This window comes from Sphingobacterium detergens (assembly GCF_003610355.1).
GTDB lineage: Bacteria > Bacteroidota > Bacteroidia > Sphingobacteriales > Sphingobacteriaceae > Sphingobacterium > Sphingobacterium detergens.
On the sequence record NZ_RAPY01000001.1, the window covers coordinates 704,781 to 724,429 of the forward strand.

Genomic DNA, 19,649 nt, shown 5'->3' on the forward strand with positions numbered 1-19,649 from the left:
ATTTTTATTTACATTACAGTACCGGACATTCGTATATTTTTTCAATATCCGAGGCCCGGAGGAGTTCTTTTAATCGATACCTAGTATCGCTGTTATCAATAGAAACATTCTTTGGGTAAGCCGTTTTCCCATTTTCTACCTGCATCACTAAATGGTTATCCGTATAGTATTGCTGGATTTTATCCAGATCCTCCCTATTCGTTTCATTATTGTGATAACGCCGCATCTCCTCTGAAAAAATCAATAAGCCGTTTTCAAAATAGTAGGCATACCTCCAGGAACTTGCTGCCCGATCATCATCCCCCACACCGATATCTGTAATTTTTTTTACCGTATTATTTTCGCTGTAAATAACAATAGAAGCCTTCATGACCCCACATTTGTTGCTATACGGATAAGACTTTGTTTTGAGCTTCAGTGCATCGATCCGCTTTACCTCTTTGCCGATCCTGCTGCTGTGGTCAAGCCCTATTTGTGTGGAATTGTTTAATATGCTGTCCAATATTCTTACTTCTTGATCAAAACGTTGCCGCCAGCCCATACCAAACTGTTTTTCCAACTGCTCAAAATATTTTTCATTATGCTGCTCGTACCGTTGCTTCTCGCCAGGTATAATTTCGCAACCACCTTCGATGCGTTCATAGCGGATACCCCATTTTTTGATGGTGCTGTCCAATGCGCTGTAATATCCTTCCGGAGGCAGCTCACCCTGCCGATAATCTATCCATTTTAAGCTGCTGTCTGCGCCTTTTCTTCCCGCCGCGGTATTATTCTGGGCGGTTTGTGTTCCATCGCAGGAGAAGAAAAGAAAAAACAACAGGCAGAAGTAGTATCCTATTTTCATATGATTTCCAAAGCTGTATAGTTCGATAAATCTGTTCCTAAAATTCGTGGTTTTATGCGCCACATCATAGTTCTGTTCTGAGGATTCCCTTCGGTCAGATCTTTTCTCAAAAACGAAAAAAGGTAGATATTATTTTTAGGAAATACAAGCTCATCATCCTGAACGATAGGGTTTTCATTTAGATCTTCCGCCATTTTCTTGACCAAATTTAGCGGGCTGCTGGAAAAGATCGGCATCTGTTTAAAATGAAGCTGCCCTGCCCTATTATCGGCAAAGATTTCGGTCAATTGTTCATCCTCATATTCCAATGTCAATCCGGTTGTCATGCGATGTTGCATCAGGACAATACCCCGCTGATCATTTGCATTTGTTGCTTCTAGTGCCTCCATGACGGTTTTCAGCTCGGCTTCGGTGATAAAGTCTTTTAGTAAGTTGTAGGTATCCAAGACATGATCTTTCATGTCTGCGGGGTTATGTTCTGATGTAACTTTACCTAGAACCTCATCAAAGGCAGCAACCTGTAGCCTGCTCATCCGAAACGTCACTTTTCCTAATCCCAAAGTGGGCAACAATTCCCAATGACTATTGTCAGTTTTTTCTCTCATGTTTGGATCAACTATCAATACCTTCTAAATCTCATTATTATCCTGCTGAAAGCCCTTGATCTCCTTGTGCTGATTTTTTCGTGTTTCAAAGGCGACGAATTCTTCACAGGCATTTTGGATAACTTCGGGCAGAGGATCCTCATTTTTACGCCAGCTAATTTTCTTTATTGGCCAGTCACAGTTTTCGTTGTAAGATTTATGCGCTTTCAGCTTTTCATTGGTCAGTCTAAAATCGTTGCACCAATAGGCATGGCCTAGCCTGAAATTCGTATAGAAATCGTCTAGGCTGTCAAATAGCGCATGGGCATAAGCTGATGTTTTTAATATATTGTTCCAGGCCGTTTCTTCGCTGATCAATCCAGCCATAAATGAGGTCCGGGATAATTCAATGACCCGGTTTAGGTCAAATCCCCAGAGCAATTGAGGAGGCCTGTTATCCTTTCGTTCCCAACAGCGCTCGACATAGGCCTCGGGTAATTGTGTGAGGGCCGCTATCCTGCGTTGCATATTTTGTCTGGCCTCCGCTGGCATTAATACCCTATCGGCGGCAAAAAGCTGACTGTGCATGCCGTTAAAAAGCCGGTCAATGGTTTCATGATAGGACTGCGCCGACAGTACCCCCCAGCTTTGGTCATTGCCCGTGAGACGCTCCTCTTTGCTGGTCACTATGAAAGTCCTGAAACCCTTCACTGCCGCCCCCCTGGCTTCACAGGGCCAGTACTCCAGGGTTTCGATCCACTCACCATGCTGATAACCATCGGGCGCATCCAATTGCAAAGCTTCCCGTTTCTCCTGCGGGAGCCAGTCGGCACCATACAGTTGGTAATACCGCTTTTGCTCCTTGATTCGTTTACGGGTCATTTTCCGAACTAAAAAACTGCCGAGTAAAGCCCCCAAGGCTAATGCAAGCACAATGCTGGTATAGTACATCCAGGATTGTACTTTATTTATTTCTCGCAGCCTGTCCAGCACGGCATAGGTAATCACGACCACCACAGCAGCGAGTACAAAAGCTGCCCATCCTGAAACAGTAGCATTACCATCCTGCGGATTATACTTGGGACGGGCGTCCTTTTCGCCCGGTTGATTCTGGATAAATTCTTGCATATCTGTTATTTAAAACGTTTTCCTACCGCGTTAAAAAATAAGTTTGCGTGTAAGTGGTGCCTTCCGAACTTGCGGTATTTCTAAAAGTCAACTTGTTAGCCGTTAGTTCAACAATTGTTTGTTCGTTCTCCCACAACAGGAGTTTATTATTTGCTTTCACTTCGTAAGGCAACTCATCCTCACCCTCGGCATTTGTTTTTACACGACCATTGGCGGAAAAATCGAAGTAAACGTTTTTAGGATCATTGTTAATGACTTCAGGTGGTTCATTCCCTGTTTTTGTTTCCTCTATAAATTCCACGAGGTTCCAACGTCCCAGAATTTTCTGCCGCATGACCTGTACGATTTTATTTTCCTCACTGCCTCCCTCCTGATCTGGATTGTCTTTTTTACAGGCGCTACCTAGTGTTAGAATGGCAATTATGAAGAATATTGTTACTGAAAATTTATTGGTTTTCATCGACTTGCTATTTTCTTAACGTAATTGTGGTTGTATATGTTATATCATCTTCTTGTTCAATACTGCGCATAATGAAACTTGTCTCGGTCAGTTCTATGATCGTATAGGTGCCGCCGTCAATATCGATTTCAGCACCATTCAGTTTATAGTCATCCTGTCTTTCATCGGAACTATTGATGACATAATATATGATGCCATCCTGACGAAAATCAATATAGTCTCCCGTTTCTCCTGGCTTTGTTTTTACCTTGGGGGGATTTGGAGGTTCAAGCGTTTCTGTAGCCTGCGAGACAAAGGTCCATTTTCCCAATATCCTTTCCGATATAGGTTTATCGGATATTTGATCTTTTTTACAGCCCACCATACTGAAGGTGAGGATCAAAACGAAAAGATTAAAAATTGTCTTTTTCATCGGTCTATAATTTATTTTCTATTTACTCCACATGATATTTTAAAGAGAGGTAATAGTACCTATCGTCCTTTGGCTGGTAATAAGCTGTGTCCTCCACTTCATCATTGGTGGTGGAATAATCGACAACAGTTTGCAATGCGCCAAGCTTTTTACCTATAGCGGCAGCCACCTTTTCGGCACGCGCCTTTCCGTCAGCAAAAGCTGCTGCGATCACCTTTGAAAAATCTTTTACGGGTAGATAATTTACCTTTCGAGCAGTAATTGATTGTGTACCGTTTTTATCCACCATCAGGTTACTCAACTTGATGATATCAGCAGGATCCCTTGTTTCAAAACTGAACTGGCTACCTAGTGCACTGTATTGCGTAAGTGCAAAGGCCAGTTTATCTTCTTTAAACCGGCTGGCATCAAGGCCCGCTGCTTTAACCCTTTCGAAAAATGCTTTTTTTACTTCTTCAAAGGGTTTCTTTTCTTCGAGATAGGCAAGCTCTTCGGTAATGACGATATCCAGGGTATACGACTTGACGGTTCTTTCAATTTTTGCCATACCTCTTACTTCTATAAAAGGCTTTTCTGTACTTTGTCCATAAACGCTGTAAACGCTTAAAATGGAAAACAGGAATACAAGGATATTTTTCATCTGTATAAATTGTTTATTCATTCGTTAATTTTCCCTTTAAGGCATTCATGCTGCCTTCGGCGGTTTTAGTTGTGATGAAGCTATCAGATTTATTCATTGAGTGTATGTTTTAAGCGGCATTCATGAGCTCGCTTTGCTTGATTATGCATTCTCCTGTGTGATTATTCATTCACAATTTGTTTTTTAATTGTATTCATAAACTCGTTTCACTCGGTTTGAATAAATCATGATGGTTTCGTGACATTTTTTATTAAAACTTTTGTAGAAAACTAAATTTTCTTTCAAAAAAACTCCCGATTAGCGGTACCGGCTTCGTGACTTCATTCGATGCATTGATAATACCCAAGACCAAAAGGATCAGGGGAGCAAGCGTGAGTAAAGAAAAGATACCAGACAAGGTCGGTATGACGGTGATCAGGATTCCGGTGATGACCGAAATGATGATACTAAAAATAAATACGCCCAGGCTTTGTTCCAGATGATAGCTTACATAGGCATCTTTTTCGGTCCGGTTTTTATAAGAGAAATAAGCGATCAGCCAGCCAACGATGGTGATATAGGATACGATTGCGGTGGTTTTGTTGTCCATAAGATAAAATTTAAAATGAAGTTCTTTTTATACAAAGGTGCTATCGAATGTCTACATTGTCCAAGAATAAGGCCTCTACAAAGTATCTACAAGTGAAAAAGAATAGCTCTATAAAACGTCTACAGCGCTGTCTCATCTATTTTTCAACCCTGTAGACAATGGGGATCAGCTGCATATTATGGATTATGTTGTATTTTTATGAACAAAGAATTTTGAAAATTACTATTCCATACCACGAACTGTTATGAAGATCTCTATAAGCCTCAGTCTGATCTTACTTATATTTTCCAGCGTGTTAAAGCCTGCCGGTGCGCAATCGCGCATTGCGGATTCGCTGCGAACAGTTCTCCGCCAGCCGGATCTGGCCACTGAAAAGAGGGCAATGACACTCGCACAGCTTGGGCGGGTCCTGTATGAAACGGATCTGCCTGCTGCTTTAGCTTCGGCAAATGAAGCTTTGCGCTTAAGCCACGGACTTTCCGATGGCCAATACGCTGCCTTCGCACTGGCCACATTAACCTACCTGAATGTGCAACGGGACAGTCTGGTACTCGCCCAACGGAATATCGATAGTGCATTGATCTATAGTGCGACATCTACAGATAAGGTTGTCAATGGCTATGTATGGTTAAGAAAGGGCTGGCTGGAATATATTGTTAATCAACCGGACAGGTCCAGCGCCAGTTTGTTTAAAGCACTTAAAACCTTAGAAGGACAACCTGCGGATGCCTATCGGAGCTTGGTATACCATTACTTAGCAAGTATTTACGGAGACCTCAAAGACAATACAAAGTTAAAGACATACACCAAATTAAGCCTTCAATCGGCGTACAGTTCGGGTGACCCAGATATGATCTGTAATGCTTACCTGGCTGTAGGTTCCTCTTTCCTGAAGGATTTTAGACTGGATCGCTCGAAAAAGCAATTACTGGATTCTTCGATTTTCTATAACCGACAACTGCTACAACTGTCCAAAGCGCAATCCGACAGGATTATCAACCATATCAACAGTGGAGCTGCTGCGCTAAATCTAGCCAATATTTATTGGGAGTTCTTTCCGAAGCAGTATAAAGACAGTGTTGATAAATACATCAACCAAGCCCTGATCATCGGCCGAAAGTCCGGTCACGAGGAGATCATTGCCAATAGTTATGGAATATTGAGCGAGTATGCTATTGCCGATGGCGACTACAAGGCCGCCGAAAAACTCTTTCTGTTGGGGCTCAGCGAAGTAGAAAGCCATGTTGGCAGCAGCCTACAGGTCAAAGCTTCTATGCTCAAAGGACTGGCCTCTGTCGCCGAAAAAGCGGGCGATCCTGTTAAAGCATTGGCTTACTTCAAGCGGTATATGCAGTATGAGAGCCAGGTCTATGACGCTGGAAAAATGGCCATTGCACAAAGGCTGGAAGTCCAATACGAGGCCGAGAAGAAGGATAAAGAACTGGAGCGGCTGCAAGAGCGAGCCGCCTTTAACAAAAAGCTCAATGTTATTTACATCGGCCTGATTATCGCTGGTGCACTTGCGCTTACTTTTCTTTTCCGTTCCTACCACTTTCGGCTGAAATCATCCATTCAACAGGAAAAATTGCAGGCAGAAGAAGCTGCGCGGCTTAAAGCAGAACAGGAACTGTTGCAGGAAAGGCAAGACAGGCTCCAAAAAGAGCTGCTGGCCGGCAATTTGCAAGTAGAGCAAAAAAATGAGCTTCTCCAGACGATGCGTGATAAATTGGCTGACCATCCCGAATATGATATGCTCAAAAATCAGATGGAGCGCATCCTAAAGGAAGACCTGCGAATGGATGAAGATGTGGAGCATATCAAGAGCAGTCTAGCCGATATACACCCCGAGTTTTTTAATCGGCTTCAACAGCTAGCTGATAACAAACTCACGCGTCTGGATCTAAAGCATTGTTCCTATATCTTGATGGGGCTTTCCAACAAAGAAATTGCCAATCGGCTTGCTGTAGACCCCAAAAGCATTCTGATGGCACGTTACCGGATCAAACAAAAGCTAAAACTGGATAAAGAAGATAGCCTGGACCTTGCCATACAACGGCTGAGCTGAAAACAAAAGCATACTATTCGTTGAATTTAATCAGCCAACCAGTGAACATTCGATTCACTTTCTAGCGGAGCTACAGCTACGACTTACTCCGCACGTAATCGCTCAACAGGATTTGTCCGTGCTGCACGATAGACCCTTGCCCCGATGATTAAACAGCAGCAAAATACCACAATCGCTAATGTGCCAACATAAGGTTCAAGTCCTACTGGGGAGTGATAATGATAGATCACCTGAAAAATAAACTTACTTGTAAACAGATATCCCAAAACTGATCCAACAGCAAATGCAATCAGGAGAATACGGACAAACTCTTTACTGATCAATTGAATGATCTGAACGATCGAAGCACCCAGTACTTTACGAACACCGATTTCCCGGTTTCTCTTATCAATATTTAATGAAATCTGCGCAAATAATCCCGATGCCGATAAAAGCAAGGTTACCACAGCGAGAAAAAAAGCGATGGATCGAAAAGCTTCGGTCATTCGGATCTCTTTTTCAATCACATCCGACTGTAGGTATGCGCGGTACGGCATATTTGGCATTAACCGATTCCAGGTTGACTGCAAATATTTATTCACTGCTCCAAGTTTTTCTTTGTCAGCGCGAATAACCAACGATTTATATTCATCTGGTTTTGCCAGATGTAATACACAAGGTGGTACAAGTCCGTGTAGGCCATATTCTTTATAATCATTCACCACACCGACAATGGTATAACGCACACTGTCCAAGGTTACCTGTTGTCCGATAGCCTGTTTCAGCTGCAGCCGCTGCAGAAAAGTTTCATTGACAATAATTGACTCTTCCGAATCCTTTCCTGTGCTGAAAAAGTGACGGCCTCGCAGTAGTCGAATGCCCATACTGTTTAAATAATCTTCACCTCCAATACGTGCGACCTGTGTTTGTATTTGATCTTTTCCGGCTACGGCAGTTTGCGTGTAGGAACTTTCACCAATCTGTTCAGTGGTCCCTGCTAGGTTTTTGATCATTGGATTCTGGCGCACTGCTGTGCTGAATAAGGTATATTCTTGGGGAGTATTGATGGTCACAACTGCGACCTCATTTATGGCATAGCCAAAATCAGCCTTTTGTTGGAAACGTGCATTTTTGGCCATCACAATTCCAACGACCAGTGCAAAACAAGACAAACTAAACTGCGCGACAAGCAAAAATCGTGTAAAACGGCTTGATGCACCTAAAGCAGTTTTTCCTTTAAGGATCGATATCGGCTGGAAGGAAGTGATATACAACGCCGGATATAATCCCGAGAGGATTGCACAGACAGCTGGGATACATAGCAGAAATAACCAGAAACCAAAATCACGCCGATAGTCAGGAGAAAGATCAAGGCCAGTAAGCTGATTGACTGTTGGTAATAATAACTGGACAAAAAGTATGGCCAGAGCGGCAGATAAGAGGCAAAGAATCATGTTCTCCGTCAGAAATTGCCCAACAAGCTGCCGTCTGACGCCGCCAATCACTTTTCGTATGCCGATCTCCTTCAGTCGACTACTGGCAAATGCGATAGAAATATTGGTAAAGTTGAAACAGGTGATCAACAGGATCAACAGGGACATAATCGCTGGAACAATAACCAATACACCACGTGGATTTGTATTCAGCTGGCTACCATAGATATACCCCGGCATATCAATATCCGAACTGGTTGCCAGTTCTGCAAAAGGTTGAAAGGTAAATCCTTCGATGCGCTGATCCTTATGATGCTGGTTGTTAAGTGCTATATAGGGATTCAGGTTAGCCATGGCCGAAGTCGCACCTTCCCTATCAGTCAATTCAATAAAGGTGGTGACGGCATTTGGCCGACTCCAATCATCCGCGGCTGAAAGACCGAATTTAGCTCCATTGTTATAGGCGGTAATCATATCAAATTGAATACTCGAATTGGTCGGAATCTGTTTTGTGACGGCCGCGATTGTATAGATATTCGGTGTACCGTCTGCTGCAATCAGTGTCACAGACTGTCCTACAGGGTTTTGTTTTGGAAAGTATTTATCAGCGACGGTTTCACTGATGATCAATTGATTGGGTTGGTCAAAACCGGAGAGATTTCCATCTCTCAGCGGAAAATTAAATAAATCAAAAAGCGGTCTATCTGTAAAATGGATATGCTCATCAAAAGTGTGCTCCCCAATCTTTACCACTACAGCTGCATTACTGAACCGCACAGTGCGTCCCAAGCCAGTCTTTTCTTTTACCAGGGCATCCGCAACTGGAGAAGGTATAGTCGCCCATGGCTGCTTGGTTCCATCCACCATGCGTATGCTGTTTAGACGAAAAACAGCTTGCTCACTCCGCTGGTTTTTGTCAAAGTTTGCCCTATAGTTGTAATTAAGATAGGATAATATGCAGCAGGCAATGGCGAACCCCAAACCTAAAATATTAAGCGTCACATAGACTTTGTTGTGCCAGAGTATCCGGATGGCAATCTTCAGGTAATTGGAGAACATACGATCATTTTTAGCGATCACAAGCCAAATACCATACCAGTAGCTCAGGAATCTTAATTTATGCCTCCTAGGGCGCATCACTAGCTATTTTAGCGCTGTGGATAAAAAGTGCAATGTACGTATGCGGACAGTTTTTAAAAAATACTGTTCACATACGTACACTGCCAGTAAAAAAACCAAAGAAATTTGTAGATTGAGGACGTATGGAAGACCGGTCACTTTTAGAAAATATCAATAGACATATTACGCTCACCGAGAACGAATGCGCGTTGTTTTTGTCCCTGCTTAAGAAAAAGAAAATACCCCGAAAAAATAAGCTCTTGACGCAAGGGCAATTGTGCGATTCGATCTATTTTGTTGATTGCGGTGCGTTGCGGGCATTTTATTTGGATGTATCGGGTAAGGAATCCACGATTATGTTTGCTGTAAAAGACTGGTGGGTGACGGATATGTATTGTTTTATAAATATACTTCCTGCCATGTTGACCATAGAGGCTATTGAAGAAAGCACGGTTTACCAATTGAAGAAAAATGATTTAGAAAAGTTGTATCAGACGGTACCGCAATTTGAACGCTTTTTTAGAATTCTGATGCAAAATGCCTATATCCGGGAACAATTGCGTGTGGTGCAAAATCTTTCGATGACAGCGGAAGAACGCTATGATATATTTGTGAAAAAATATCCTGAGGTTGCAAACAAGGTAAAGCAAAAGCAGATCGCTTCGTATTTGGGTATTACGGCCGAATTTTTAAGTATGATTAAACGAAAAAAGTTGTAAACCTTAAACTAGTTTATTTTTTTGTATCTGATAAGGCCGTTATTTAGCATCAACTAACAAACGTAAAAACTATGCTTATTTTAATTGCAGGCCCCTATCGTGGTGGCACCAACGATGATCCGACTTTGATGGAGCGGAATCTAGACAAGCTCGAATCTTTTGCACTGGATATCTTTCGGAAAGGCCATATTCCCTTTATTGGTGAATGGATGGCCCTCCCACTGATAAAATTGGCTGGATCAACCAAGGTCGGTGACCAGCAATGGGAAGAAATTCAATATCCTGTGGCACATCGGATGCTCGAAAAATGCGATGCTGTATTGCGTATTGAAGGGGCATCCAAAGGCGCTGATGAAGATGTGCGCCTGGCAAAAGAAAGAGGGCTGAAAGTTTATTATGATATCGCTGAAATTCCCATGGAAGGTTAACAAGCTAATTCAGTTGATATCTCAATCCGAACTGGACATTTAACGTTAAACAAAAAAAAGCTAGGTTGGAAAGGTGCCTAGCTTTTAAAATTCTTCATGATTGGACAAGCAATCTATATATATTCAACAATGTACAGGTATAAACTGTTTGAAATAATTTCATTTTATAGCGACAGAGAAAAAAAAGCATGTGAGAGCCTAAAAAGTAAATTAAAACAAACGAATCCTAAAAAGCACTTGTTATTTAATTAGTTTCACTAAACAAATAATAATATGATTTTAAACAAAACATTTTTCGCGTCTCTAGCCACAGCAGCCATCCTAGTTTCATGTAATAATCAGACACCACAGGAAAAAGCCGCTGAGAGTATGGAACAGGCTGAGGAAAAAGCTGCTGATGCCAATGAAGAAGCGATGAATACTTCAGAAGATGCCGCGACGAAAGATGCCGAAGCTGTAGTTTATTCAGATAAAGCTGCGGCCAATGCAGCAATTGCGTCAGTACCCGCTCCAACACTATCCAATGATAAAGCCAAAGAGCTTTATACAAAATTAGGTAAAACATGGGTAGATCGTATCAATGCTGACTCGCATGAGAAAGCAGTGGATAAAGAGAAATCGTTGTTGGATATTAAAAATGAAATCGAAAAAGATCTTGCAGACGGAAAGATATCCGCTGCAGACAAAGATAATATCATGAAATATCAATCCGATTGTTTGGCGGCTATCAAAGCTGCACTTTAATACCAAATTATCAGTTCAGTCCTAAAGGATTTAGGGTGGTTTATCTTAAAACCATCCTATATCCTTTAGTTTTTAACACACATAAGGTTACTTACCTTTCAAAAAAGTTCAATACGCTGCCCCCAGAATAAATACAGGAGCATATGTCTGTGTATGTTTCGGTTTTAATTTTAAAGTCCCTTTTTGCCCTGCAGCCAATAGCCCTGATGTTTAACAGCTGCATGCATTTGCGTTCGGATTACTTTTCGAAAGTTTTGTACGGAGTTTACATTCCCCGTAAGCACAAAGTAAGCGTCGGACCAATATTCATTTTTGAAAATGGGTAACTCTTTAATCTGATCTGGATCAGAAAACAGGGTTGATTTTGGAAACACAATGCTATTTTCCAAGCCGAGTATTTCCGGGATAGCATTGTTCTCTGCATCCAATTCAAAAAGGAACAGATGCTCCTTCTTTTGCTCCTCCATAACAGGCAAAAAAGAACAGGCCAAGGCCAGTGAAGTTTCATCCCCAAAGAATACGATTTTCTCCGCCCCTTTATCGTAGTACTTTTGTTCTGTTCGCGGTTTGTTCAGTACCAGGCGATCACCAACTTCCAAACGATTCATAAAGTTGCTACCACAACCATTTCCATGGATATGTGCAATTAATTGCAAGCTGTTTTTTTCGCTGTTTATTTCAGCAATGGTATATCTTCTGGCATCGGTATCAGAAACACGTATATCAAAAAAAGCACCAACGGAAAACTGCAGTTTTTCAAAATCCCCTTGTAAACTAATTCGTTTGACAGTTGTTGATAAATATTCAATTTGACTTACTTGTACCTCGGGAATCTGGGAAACGAATAAATTAAGGGTATCAAAGACCCATTTTGGAGCGCTCGGCATAATCTTATGTTTTGATTGAACACAAAGAACGCCACTGGCTTCAGTATAAAAAATAATAAAGAGTTGTATTGATTGGACTAATCGCGGTTTTTGCTACGAAACACTTTGGCACTCATACCGGATATCTTGGTAAACAAGCGGGAAAAATAGGGGTAATCTTCATAACCCAATTCAAAAGCAATCTCCTTAACTGACTTGTCAGAATGATAGAGCAATCGTTTGGCCTCCAAAATCACACGTTGCTGGATATGATGCGAAACAGAAAAACCAGTTACATTTTTCACCGATTCATTGAGATAGGAAACCGAAATATTAAATTGAGCAGCATATTCCGCCGGACGTTTCAAGGCCCGAAAATTTTGTTCCAACGAGAGGAAAAAGGCTTTATTAATCCGTTCGAACCGCGATTGTGACTCAGCAGTGTTGCTATATTTCAAATACAACGATAGCTGCAAAGCAATCAAGGTATTGGTGCTGTCCCTCAATAAAGAAAAATGCAATTTATCTGTCGTGCGTTCGTAGAGTTCAATGCACAAATTATACGTCTTCTCAATAATCTCAAGATCTTCCAAGTCAACCGCCAAAGGTTTTAGGGGCGAGATGCTCTGCAAAATAGTAAGATATTCGGCAGCGATATTTTCGTTGTTAATGATCAGCATAAACATTTCTATATGTTCCACCTGCACTGCCCTATGCACTTGATCCGGCGATTGATAATATATGGTCGGTTTATCTGTGCGGTATTGCTGAAAATCTATTTCCATTACGGTAACGCCACTTTTCTGTAAAACAAAGAAATGATAATCGTGCCGATGTGCCTGCATGACTTCCTCATCTTCCCAAAAAGATTCCGGTGAAACTTTTGCAAGCGCAATGCCATGCCCAAATTCTTTGGGCAGCGTCCTTACTGGAATATCTTTTTTGTGCTGCATCTGTTGCTGGAAATTTATCATTCGCTTTTATTAGCCGATGATTGGAAAACAATCTATTTTAATTGCATTCCGATTAAAATGGTAGTAATAATTCCTCGCCGAGAATAAACAGTTCTAAACTATCCGCCAAATAGAAACCCATACAACGGATCATATTGGGGATATAACCGAAAAACCGCTTAAAGGCCCCCGCAAAATGCGTGGGGTGTTTGTAACCCACCTGCTGGGATATCTGGCTGATTTTTAAATCAGTGGTCTTTAGCAAGATCTTGGCCCTATTCATTTTACAGGCCGTCATATAACCAAAAATAGTTTGGCCAACATACTTTTTGAAGTTCAGCTTCAGGTATTGTTCATTCGTCCCCACTTCTTTTGAAAGGGCTGAAATGGTGTAATTCTGATCCAGGTTGTTTTCAATCATTTCTTTTACCAGAAGCACTTTCTCCTGCTGATCAGCAGGAACTTTTGATCGAGCAGATTTGATATTGTTTTGTAGCGAATCTAATAATAGACAGAGGATCATGCTAACTTTTGCCCGCAAATAAACGCGCATAAGTACATTTTTGAGGCTCGTTTGTTTTAAATCCATCAGTTTGCCAACAATGGCTGGAATATGGTCTATCAAACAGCAATTTTGTTCATCCCTGAATAGCAATTCATGCGAAAAGCTATCTTCCAGACCAACTTCACGTATATAGGCATGGTCAAAAGCCAATATAAAATAAGTGCTTTTCTCATTGCCAGCAATAGCTAAAGTGGCATCGTTTAACTTAATAAATACTTTTTTGTTCCGCCGTAATGTCCCCTTTAAACCATTGTAATGGATCGTTACCTGATCAGCAAGATTGACCACCAAGGCATAAACTTCTGTTTTTAAACTCACTTCATACTCGGCACAGTTTTCTGCTGCAATCATCCGTAAGCCATTTACTTGTCGATCTATCACCATTGGCTCCTCGGCCAGATCACCCCTATCTTGATAAATTTCTTTCTGCGTCATCTTGTTTTCGGAATACGTTACTTCCTTGCGTATAATACTTTTTACTTTTGCGTCGCCTTATTTAGATTAAATACAAATAATTATCAAAAATACTGTTATCGTTTCAATGGAACAAATAAAATATATATTAACTCTTGCTCTTACCTGTTCGTTCTATTTCGTATATGCCCAGGTTGCCCGTATTTCCGGTACTGTTCGTGATAACGAGGGAAAAGGCGTCTCCCACGTTACTATTCAGATTAAGAACAGTCAACTCGCGACAATGACTGACGCTCAGGGGCATTACCAATTAACGAATGTACCCTACGGTGATCATGTGCTGTTCATTTCCTCCTTAGAGCTACATGCGAAAGAACTCCCCCTACGCGCCTACCAAAAGAGCCAACATGTCAACATTCGTGTGGAGATGAGAAGCAAAAATGACCTTGAAGAGGTGAAGGTAGAACGTAATTCAACCAAAAAAGAAATGGAGATCGGTGGCTTTGCCGTGGCCGTTGTCGAAACAAAGGAAGCTGCACTGCGCAACCTGACCACCAATGAGCTGCTTGACCGGACCGTCGGTGTACGTGTCCGCCAAAATGGTGGTGTTGGATCCCAGATTGAATATAACCTCAACGGGATGTCGGGCAGCACAATAGGTATATTTTTGGATGGCATAGAAGTTTCTACCTATGGATCTTCGTTTAACCTCAATAATATTCCGCCCGCCATGATAGAGCGCATCGAAGTATACAAAGGGGTGCTCCCCTCTCATTTGACGGGCGATTATGTGGGCGGTGCCATTAATGTGGTCATGAAAAAAGATGTTGCCCAAAACAATGCGACCGTAGCGACCTCCTATGGCTCTTTTAATACCTTCAATGCCGATGCAAGCATCACCCTACGGGATAAAAAAACTGGACTTTCATTTAGAGGCTCCGGCTTTTATACCTACACGGACAATAGCTATGAAATGTGGGGGAAATTCTCAAAATATACCGACAGAAATGGGATACTGACCCGGGATTTTAGGGCAAAAAGATTTAACGATACCTATCGGTCAGCAGGTGGACGTTTTGAATTTGGTTTTACAGATGTGAAATGGGCAGATCAGTTTTTCTTGGGTTATAATATCTCAGACACCTATAAAGAAATACCCCACGGCACAACGACTGCTCAGCCCTACGTTGGCCGTTTTTCAGAGTATAATGCACATGTATTCAGCTTAAACTATAACAAACGTAATCTTTTTGTGGATGGATTGACACTGAATGTCAATGCTGTACGCAGCAAACGCAGCACCTATGTGCAGGATACGGTAACAACATTGTATAATTGGGACGGAAATCCGGTGGTGTTACATACAGATTATATGATCGAAAATGGTCTTCCCCCAATGACGATGAAATCACCCAACGGGGCACAACAAGGATTGCCGTCGATCACACAGGTCGATCGCACAATAACAAATGTCCGTTCAAATTTAGGTTATATGATCTTACCGGGCCATCGGGTATCACTCAACCACAAGCTGGAAAAAACCGACCGCGACGATACCAATCTCCTAAGGCCTATCAATAAAGATCTACTGATATTAACAGGCGTTACCAAGAATATTCTATCGGCAAATTACGAAGCACAGACTTTTAATAATAAGCTGAAAACTAATATACTGATAAAATATACCGCCAACAGTACCCAGCAGACCAATCCAAACCCGACGTATAACGCTGATGGATCATATACCCTCAATCCAGAGACAAAAAACACCTTTAGCGACAACTTTGGGTATGGTGCCACGATTTCATACAATATCTTGCCGAATCTGTTTTTGATTACTTCGATGGAGAATGGTAAAATCATGCCCTCCGAAGAACAGATGTTTGGGAATCTCGAAACCAATATATTGCCCAATCTCAATCTTACACCCGAGAAAAATATAAATTATAACCTAGGTTTCCGATTGGCAAATATAACATTTGACCAGCATCGGTTCTCGTTCTATGGAAGCGCCTTCTGGCGAAACGGTTACGACAAAATCACCCGACAGACAGTCGATAGTATTGTCACGGATTCCGATCTGGATATTCAGGCATCCGCTTTCGTTAATCTGGGTCGTACGCAGTCCAGGGGTGTGGAAGCTGAGTTGATCTATGTCTTTGACAACAAGCTTAATGTCATGGTCAATTTTTCTAAATTCAATGCCCTATACAAACGGCAATTCGATGCCGCCGGACGTGCAGATGACCGCTATAATTTACAGATTCCAAACGAACCTTATTTTACAGTCAATGCAAATGCGCAGTATCGCTTGGATAACGTCTTTCAAAAACGTGCCATCATGAACCTTTATTACAATATGGGCTATGTAGGGCATTACGATATTGCATGGCATCCTTCTGAGGGGAGCCTCACCCCTAGCCAGTTTGCGCATGATCTAGGACTAAGCTATCGCTTTCCCTCCGGAAAACTGGTGGCAAGTTTTGATACAAAAAACATTTTTAATACGGCGCTCTATGACAACTTTGGGGTTCAGAAACCCGGAAGAGCATTCTACATCAAACTTAATTACACAATTAGCAAATTCTTATAGTAAACAATAGTAATATGAAACCATCATGATTTATTCGATCATGCTAATGAATAAATCTGATCGCTTCATCACAACTAAAACCGCCGAAGGCAGCATGAATGCCTTAAAGGGAAAATTAACGAATGAATAAACAATTTATACAGATGAAAAAAAATCTATTAAAAACCGTTCTATTTGGCGCATTGGCTGCGTCGGTAACCTTAGGTAGCTGTAGTAAAGATAGTGGGAATCCGGGCGCAGTAGTCCCTCCAGAGGAAAAACCTACTGACAACAGATGGATTACATTGACCGCTGCACTAAAATTGACAAACGATGGTGATGGTAATGGTGGTACAATGGCCTATGCCATTTCACCTGAGCAAGCGATTGACCCTGCTTTTGAGCTCGATGTTTTTAATGGCAAAGGCTTGAAATTTGATTCACCTAGAACCTCACGTATACAGGCATCTGCAGATGGAAAATTTTTATACGATATCCAATATACCGGGACTGATGGTGGTATTTTCCAGAAATACGCCGTAAATGGGGCAGAAAAATATGTAAAAAGTGGCAACGAAGTGAATGCAGCTGTTATTCTGGGCACCTCACCACGTTGGGTTAAATCGGCCGAAGGGATCGGTATTGGTGTAAGTGCAACAACACTGACATCTTTTACAGGTACATTTCCGGCGGTAACTTTTGGCAATATCAAATCTACTGCCACTGTGGCGTCTATCAATTTGGATAATCCAAGTATTTTAAACACGGCTTCATTTACTATTCCGTTTACTGATGAGCAGTTGGCTCAAGGTTATTCGATCGGCCGTATCGATGTGCCGATCATCAATCAGGCAAAGAATAAAGTCTATATCGGCTGTAATATTTCGAAAGTGAATCCAAAGGGCACTCCTAGCCAAAATCAGGAGACGGGCGTAGTTTCCTGGCCAAGTGATGCTGCCAATATTGCGGGTACTGTCACTTTGGTTGTAGACTATCCTTCATTTAAAAATCCAAAATTGATCTGGTCTACACAAAGCAAATATGGTAATAATGGTTACCGTACCATGACCCAGTATATTGCTGAAGATGGCCATGTTTATCAATCCACTGGTGCGAACACAACGAGCTACCCACATATCTTGCGTATTGATAAAAATACCAATGACTATGACAACAGTTATGTATTCGATTTATCGAAAGCACTAGGTGTTAGTGGTCTTGCTGGAATCAAAGCATGGAAATACCTAGGTCAAGGTAAAGCATTTGTCCTATATGACATTGATAAAAAAGGTGGTTATCTGGCGCTAATAGACCTCAATGCGAAGACGGCAACAAAAATTGCCACAGAATACGAGTCTAAATTAAACTTTGATCAGCAACAAAGTATAGCTCAGGTGGGCGACAATGTGTATGTTCCATTGACACCTATCAGCGAAGCCGGAAATGTATTTGTTTACAACTGGAAAACGGGTAAATTAACGAAAGGTGCTAAGCTATTGAATGGTACAGGACATCGTTATATCGGTGCTTATTAATACAATATATATTGTATAGGACCTCATTTAAATGGTCGCTCTGTAAAATTAGAGCGGCCATTTTTGTTGTGATCCAATTTTAATTTCAGACGTTTTGGTAAATACATGTTCTATTGAAACGTGTTTTCAGGTGCAAGGCCCTTCAATTGTTTATTAATTGTACGGATACTATCACGTAAAGCATTGTTCTGATCCCGCAGATCGTCAATCTGTTGCTGAATGTTTTCATCTCTTATTTTTGACCTTCCTTCTGGTGATGAGGCACGACCGCAGGCTGCTAAGGAAAGCAAAATTATAATGGCAAGTTTTTTCATGTTTTTTAGCTGATTAGTTGGCGGAGTCCTAAAAAACTTACAAAGTAAATCTACTGCTGTAAGTTTTTGAACAGTTCCGCTACTTATAGGAAAATTAGAAAATATGAATCGAGCAATAGATAACGACCAAATCCTTACATTTAATAAAAAGTAGCGATGATGGATGAGAGACAGTTCTTAATACTTATTAATGAGCATCAAGGGATTATCCATAAAATATGTCGCTTATATCGCGATGTTCGCGAAGATCGGGAGGATCTTTTTCAGGAAATAACTTTTCAGCTCTGGAAATCCCATGATAGTTTTAAGAACAACTCGAAAATAAGCACCTGGATTTATCGCATTGCCCTGAATACTGCCATAGCTACATTCCGTAAAAAGAAACAAGATGTCGAATATCGTCCTACTTTGCCCGAAATGGCCGAAGAACAGCCGGATGAAGAACTTGCTTTACGCCAGGAGCGATTATTCAGCGCTTTAAAACAACTTGATGATGGAGACAAGGCGATCATTACCTTGTACCTTGAGGATTTGAGTTATCAACAGATCGCAGATGTTATTGGCATAAGTGAAAATTATGTCGGTGTCAAACTCAATAGAATAAAAATCAAAATTCAGAACCTTCTAGCCTGTTAACCATGGAATTTAATGAACTAAAATCTACCTGGAATACGGTAAAAACACCCGAAATTTCTCCAACGGAAATCCAAAAGATGTTATCAGAGAATAGACATCCTGTTTTAAAAAACATTAGGAAGCAATTAACCATAGAAATCATTGGTTGGTGTATTTTCCTGACATGCTACTATACGATGTTTGATGGCGACAGAAAACCTGTCTGGATCAATATATTGCTTGTTTTCTCAATCTTGTTGCCCATCATCCATAACCTCATGGGCTATCGTTTTGCAAAATATCTTGTCCAGGGCACCAATATCCAGGAATCGTTAAAAAATTACCTGGCAAAGGTCAAGCGTTATGCCGCAATCTCCATTATTTCAAAGCAGCTGTTTCTGATCGGGCTTCTACTTTTTTTTACCTATGGACTAAGCTTTAATACAAATAAGTGTATTTCGCTGGTTATTATGGGTTTGCTGTTTGTCATTCAACTTGTGCTCACCTATAGGATATGGGCAAAACGTTTGGTCAGTCTGGAAAAGTCAATAGACCTGCTTGGTTGATTGGCATCTCCTCTCGGCTTTTTCGCTAAGGTTGGAATAATAGACGATTTTTGATTTCCTCAATTGTGATGAAATTTAACTTTATTTATACATTGATGATCAATT

20 protein-coding genes are annotated in these 19,649 nt (G+C 41.2%); 8 read left to right on the plus strand and 12 right to left on the minus strand.

All coding sequences use genetic code 11. The features are described 5' to 3' along the window. Positions 1 to 13 precede the first annotated feature (13 nt). The 7 genes from DFQ12_RS03080 to DFQ12_RS03110 form a co-directional block, all read right to left on the minus strand. Positions 14 to 844 carry an FEKKY domain-containing protein gene (locus DFQ12_RS03080; protein WP_120257554.1) on the minus strand — a complete coding sequence of 277 codons (831 nt, stop codon included), beginning with the start codon at positions 842 to 844 and terminating at the stop codon, positions 14 to 16. Continuing rightward, the gene (locus DFQ12_RS03085) at positions 841 to 1,449 is read right to left on the minus strand and encodes a hypothetical protein (protein ID WP_120257555.1); all 609 of its coding nucleotides are present in this window, start codon (positions 1,447 to 1,449) and stop codon (positions 841 to 843) included. Before DFQ12_RS03085 ends, DFQ12_RS03080 begins: the two co-directional genes overlap by 4 nt. Before the next feature lie 24 nt (positions 1,450 to 1,473). After that, the gene (locus tag DFQ12_RS03090; RefSeq protein ID WP_120257556.1) at positions 1,474 to 2,556 is read right to left on the minus strand and encodes a DUF1266 domain-containing protein; all 1,083 of its coding nucleotides are present in this window, start codon (positions 2,554 to 2,556) and stop codon (positions 1,474 to 1,476) included. 22 nt (positions 2,557 to 2,578) lie between these two features. Continuing rightward, a complete protein-coding gene (locus DFQ12_RS03095; RefSeq protein WP_120257557.1) occupies positions 2,579 to 3,016 on the minus strand; it encodes a hypothetical protein in 438 nt (145 codons plus the stop codon). Between the two features lie 7 nt (positions 3,017 to 3,023). Then, positions 3,024 to 3,428 carry a hypothetical protein gene (locus tag DFQ12_RS03100; protein ID WP_120257558.1) on the minus strand — a complete coding sequence of 135 codons (405 nt, stop codon included), beginning with the start codon at positions 3,426 to 3,428 and terminating at the stop codon, positions 3,024 to 3,026. Between the two features lie 22 nt (positions 3,429 to 3,450). Beyond that, on the minus strand, positions 3,451 to 4,068 hold the full coding sequence (locus DFQ12_RS03105; protein WP_120257559.1) for an SIMPL domain-containing protein: 618 nt from the start codon (positions 4,066 to 4,068) through the stop codon (positions 3,451 to 3,453). A 250-nt stretch (positions 4,069 to 4,318) separates the two neighbouring features. After that, a complete protein-coding gene (locus DFQ12_RS03110) occupies positions 4,319 to 4,657 on the minus strand; it encodes a magnetosome magnetite crystal formation protein family (protein ID WP_120257560.1) in 339 nt (112 codons plus the stop codon). A 244-nt stretch (positions 4,658 to 4,901) separates the two neighbouring features. Between DFQ12_RS03110 and DFQ12_RS03115 the strand changes: the two genes are divergently transcribed. Then, the gene (locus DFQ12_RS03115; protein ID WP_120257561.1) at positions 4,902 to 6,722 is read left to right on the plus strand and encodes a helix-turn-helix transcriptional regulator; all 1,821 of its coding nucleotides are present in this window, start codon (positions 4,902 to 4,904) and stop codon (positions 6,720 to 6,722) included. Positions 6,723 to 6,805: 83 nt separating this feature from the next. Here DFQ12_RS03115 and DFQ12_RS03120 read toward each other — a convergent pair whose 3' ends face one another. After that, the gene (locus DFQ12_RS03120; protein ID WP_120257562.1) at positions 6,806 to 9,271 is read right to left on the minus strand and encodes an ABC transporter permease; all 2,466 of its coding nucleotides are present in this window, start codon (positions 9,269 to 9,271) and stop codon (positions 6,806 to 6,808) included. Positions 9,272 to 9,396: 125 nt separating this feature from the next. Between DFQ12_RS03120 and DFQ12_RS03125 the strand changes: the two genes are divergently transcribed. The 3 genes from DFQ12_RS03125 to DFQ12_RS03135 all read left to right on the plus strand — a co-directional run bounded on the left by DFQ12_RS03125 (position 9,397) and on the right by DFQ12_RS03135 (position 11,144). After that, complete coding sequence (locus DFQ12_RS03125) at positions 9,397 to 9,972, plus strand: Crp/Fnr family transcriptional regulator (RefSeq protein WP_120257563.1); 576 nt, start codon at positions 9,397 to 9,399, stop codon at positions 9,970 to 9,972. Between the two features lie 71 nt (positions 9,973 to 10,043). Beyond that, on the plus strand, positions 10,044 to 10,400 hold the full coding sequence (locus DFQ12_RS03130; RefSeq protein WP_120257564.1) for a DUF4406 domain-containing protein: 357 nt from the start codon (positions 10,044 to 10,046) through the stop codon (positions 10,398 to 10,400). A 273-nt stretch (positions 10,401 to 10,673) separates the two neighbouring features. Further along, positions 10,674 to 11,144, plus strand: a complete 471-nt coding sequence (locus DFQ12_RS03135) for a hypothetical protein (RefSeq protein ID WP_120257565.1) — start codon at positions 10,674 to 10,676, stop codon at positions 11,142 to 11,144. 170 nt (positions 11,145 to 11,314) lie between these two features. On the opposite strand, the gene DFQ12_RS03140 is transcribed toward DFQ12_RS03135, so the two are convergent. From DFQ12_RS03140 to DFQ12_RS03150, 3 genes are all read right to left on the minus strand, one after another. Next, positions 11,315 to 12,031 (minus strand): FAD-binding oxidoreductase, encoded by a 717-nt coding sequence (locus DFQ12_RS03140; RefSeq protein WP_120257566.1) that lies wholly within the window; start codon positions 12,029 to 12,031, stop codon positions 11,315 to 11,317. A gap of 77 nt (positions 12,032 to 12,108) precedes the next feature. After that, positions 12,109 to 12,963 (minus strand): AraC family transcriptional regulator, encoded by an 855-nt coding sequence (locus DFQ12_RS03145; RefSeq protein ID WP_120259196.1) that lies wholly within the window; start codon positions 12,961 to 12,963, stop codon positions 12,109 to 12,111. A 73-nt stretch (positions 12,964 to 13,036) separates the two neighbouring features. Beyond that, complete coding sequence (locus DFQ12_RS03150; protein ID WP_120257567.1) at positions 13,037 to 13,963, minus strand: helix-turn-helix transcriptional regulator; 927 nt, start codon at positions 13,961 to 13,963, stop codon at positions 13,037 to 13,039. Positions 13,964 to 14,069: 106 nt separating this feature from the next. Here DFQ12_RS03150 and DFQ12_RS03155 point away from each other — a divergent pair, with 106 nt between their 5' ends. Both DFQ12_RS03155 and DFQ12_RS03160 read left to right on the plus strand, forming a co-directional pair. Then, the gene (locus DFQ12_RS03155) at positions 14,070 to 16,535 is read left to right on the plus strand and encodes a TonB-dependent receptor (protein ID WP_120257568.1); all 2,466 of its coding nucleotides are present in this window, start codon (positions 14,070 to 14,072) and stop codon (positions 16,533 to 16,535) included. 143 nt (positions 16,536 to 16,678) lie between these two features. Then, entirely contained in the window at positions 16,679 to 18,049 is a 1,371-nt protein-coding gene (locus DFQ12_RS03160) for a hypothetical protein (protein ID WP_120259197.1), read from the plus strand. A gap of 110 nt (positions 18,050 to 18,159) precedes the next feature. Here DFQ12_RS03160 and DFQ12_RS03165 read toward each other — a convergent pair whose 3' ends face one another. After that, positions 18,160 to 18,363, minus strand: coding sequence for a hypothetical protein (locus DFQ12_RS03165; protein WP_120257569.1), 204 nt, complete (start codon positions 18,361 to 18,363; stop codon positions 18,160 to 18,162). Between the two features lie 156 nt (positions 18,364 to 18,519). Here DFQ12_RS03165 and DFQ12_RS03170 point away from each other — a divergent pair, with 156 nt between their 5' ends. Together DFQ12_RS03170 and DFQ12_RS03175 are read left to right on the plus strand one after the other, a co-directional pair. Next, complete coding sequence (locus DFQ12_RS03170) at positions 18,520 to 18,999, plus strand: RNA polymerase sigma factor (RefSeq protein ID WP_341867852.1); 480 nt, start codon at positions 18,520 to 18,522, stop codon at positions 18,997 to 18,999. Between the two features lie 2 nt (positions 19,000 to 19,001). After that, positions 19,002 to 19,544, plus strand: coding sequence for a hypothetical protein (locus tag DFQ12_RS03175; protein ID WP_120257571.1), 543 nt, complete (start codon positions 19,002 to 19,004; stop codon positions 19,542 to 19,544). Positions 19,545 to 19,649: the final 105 nt, after the last annotated feature.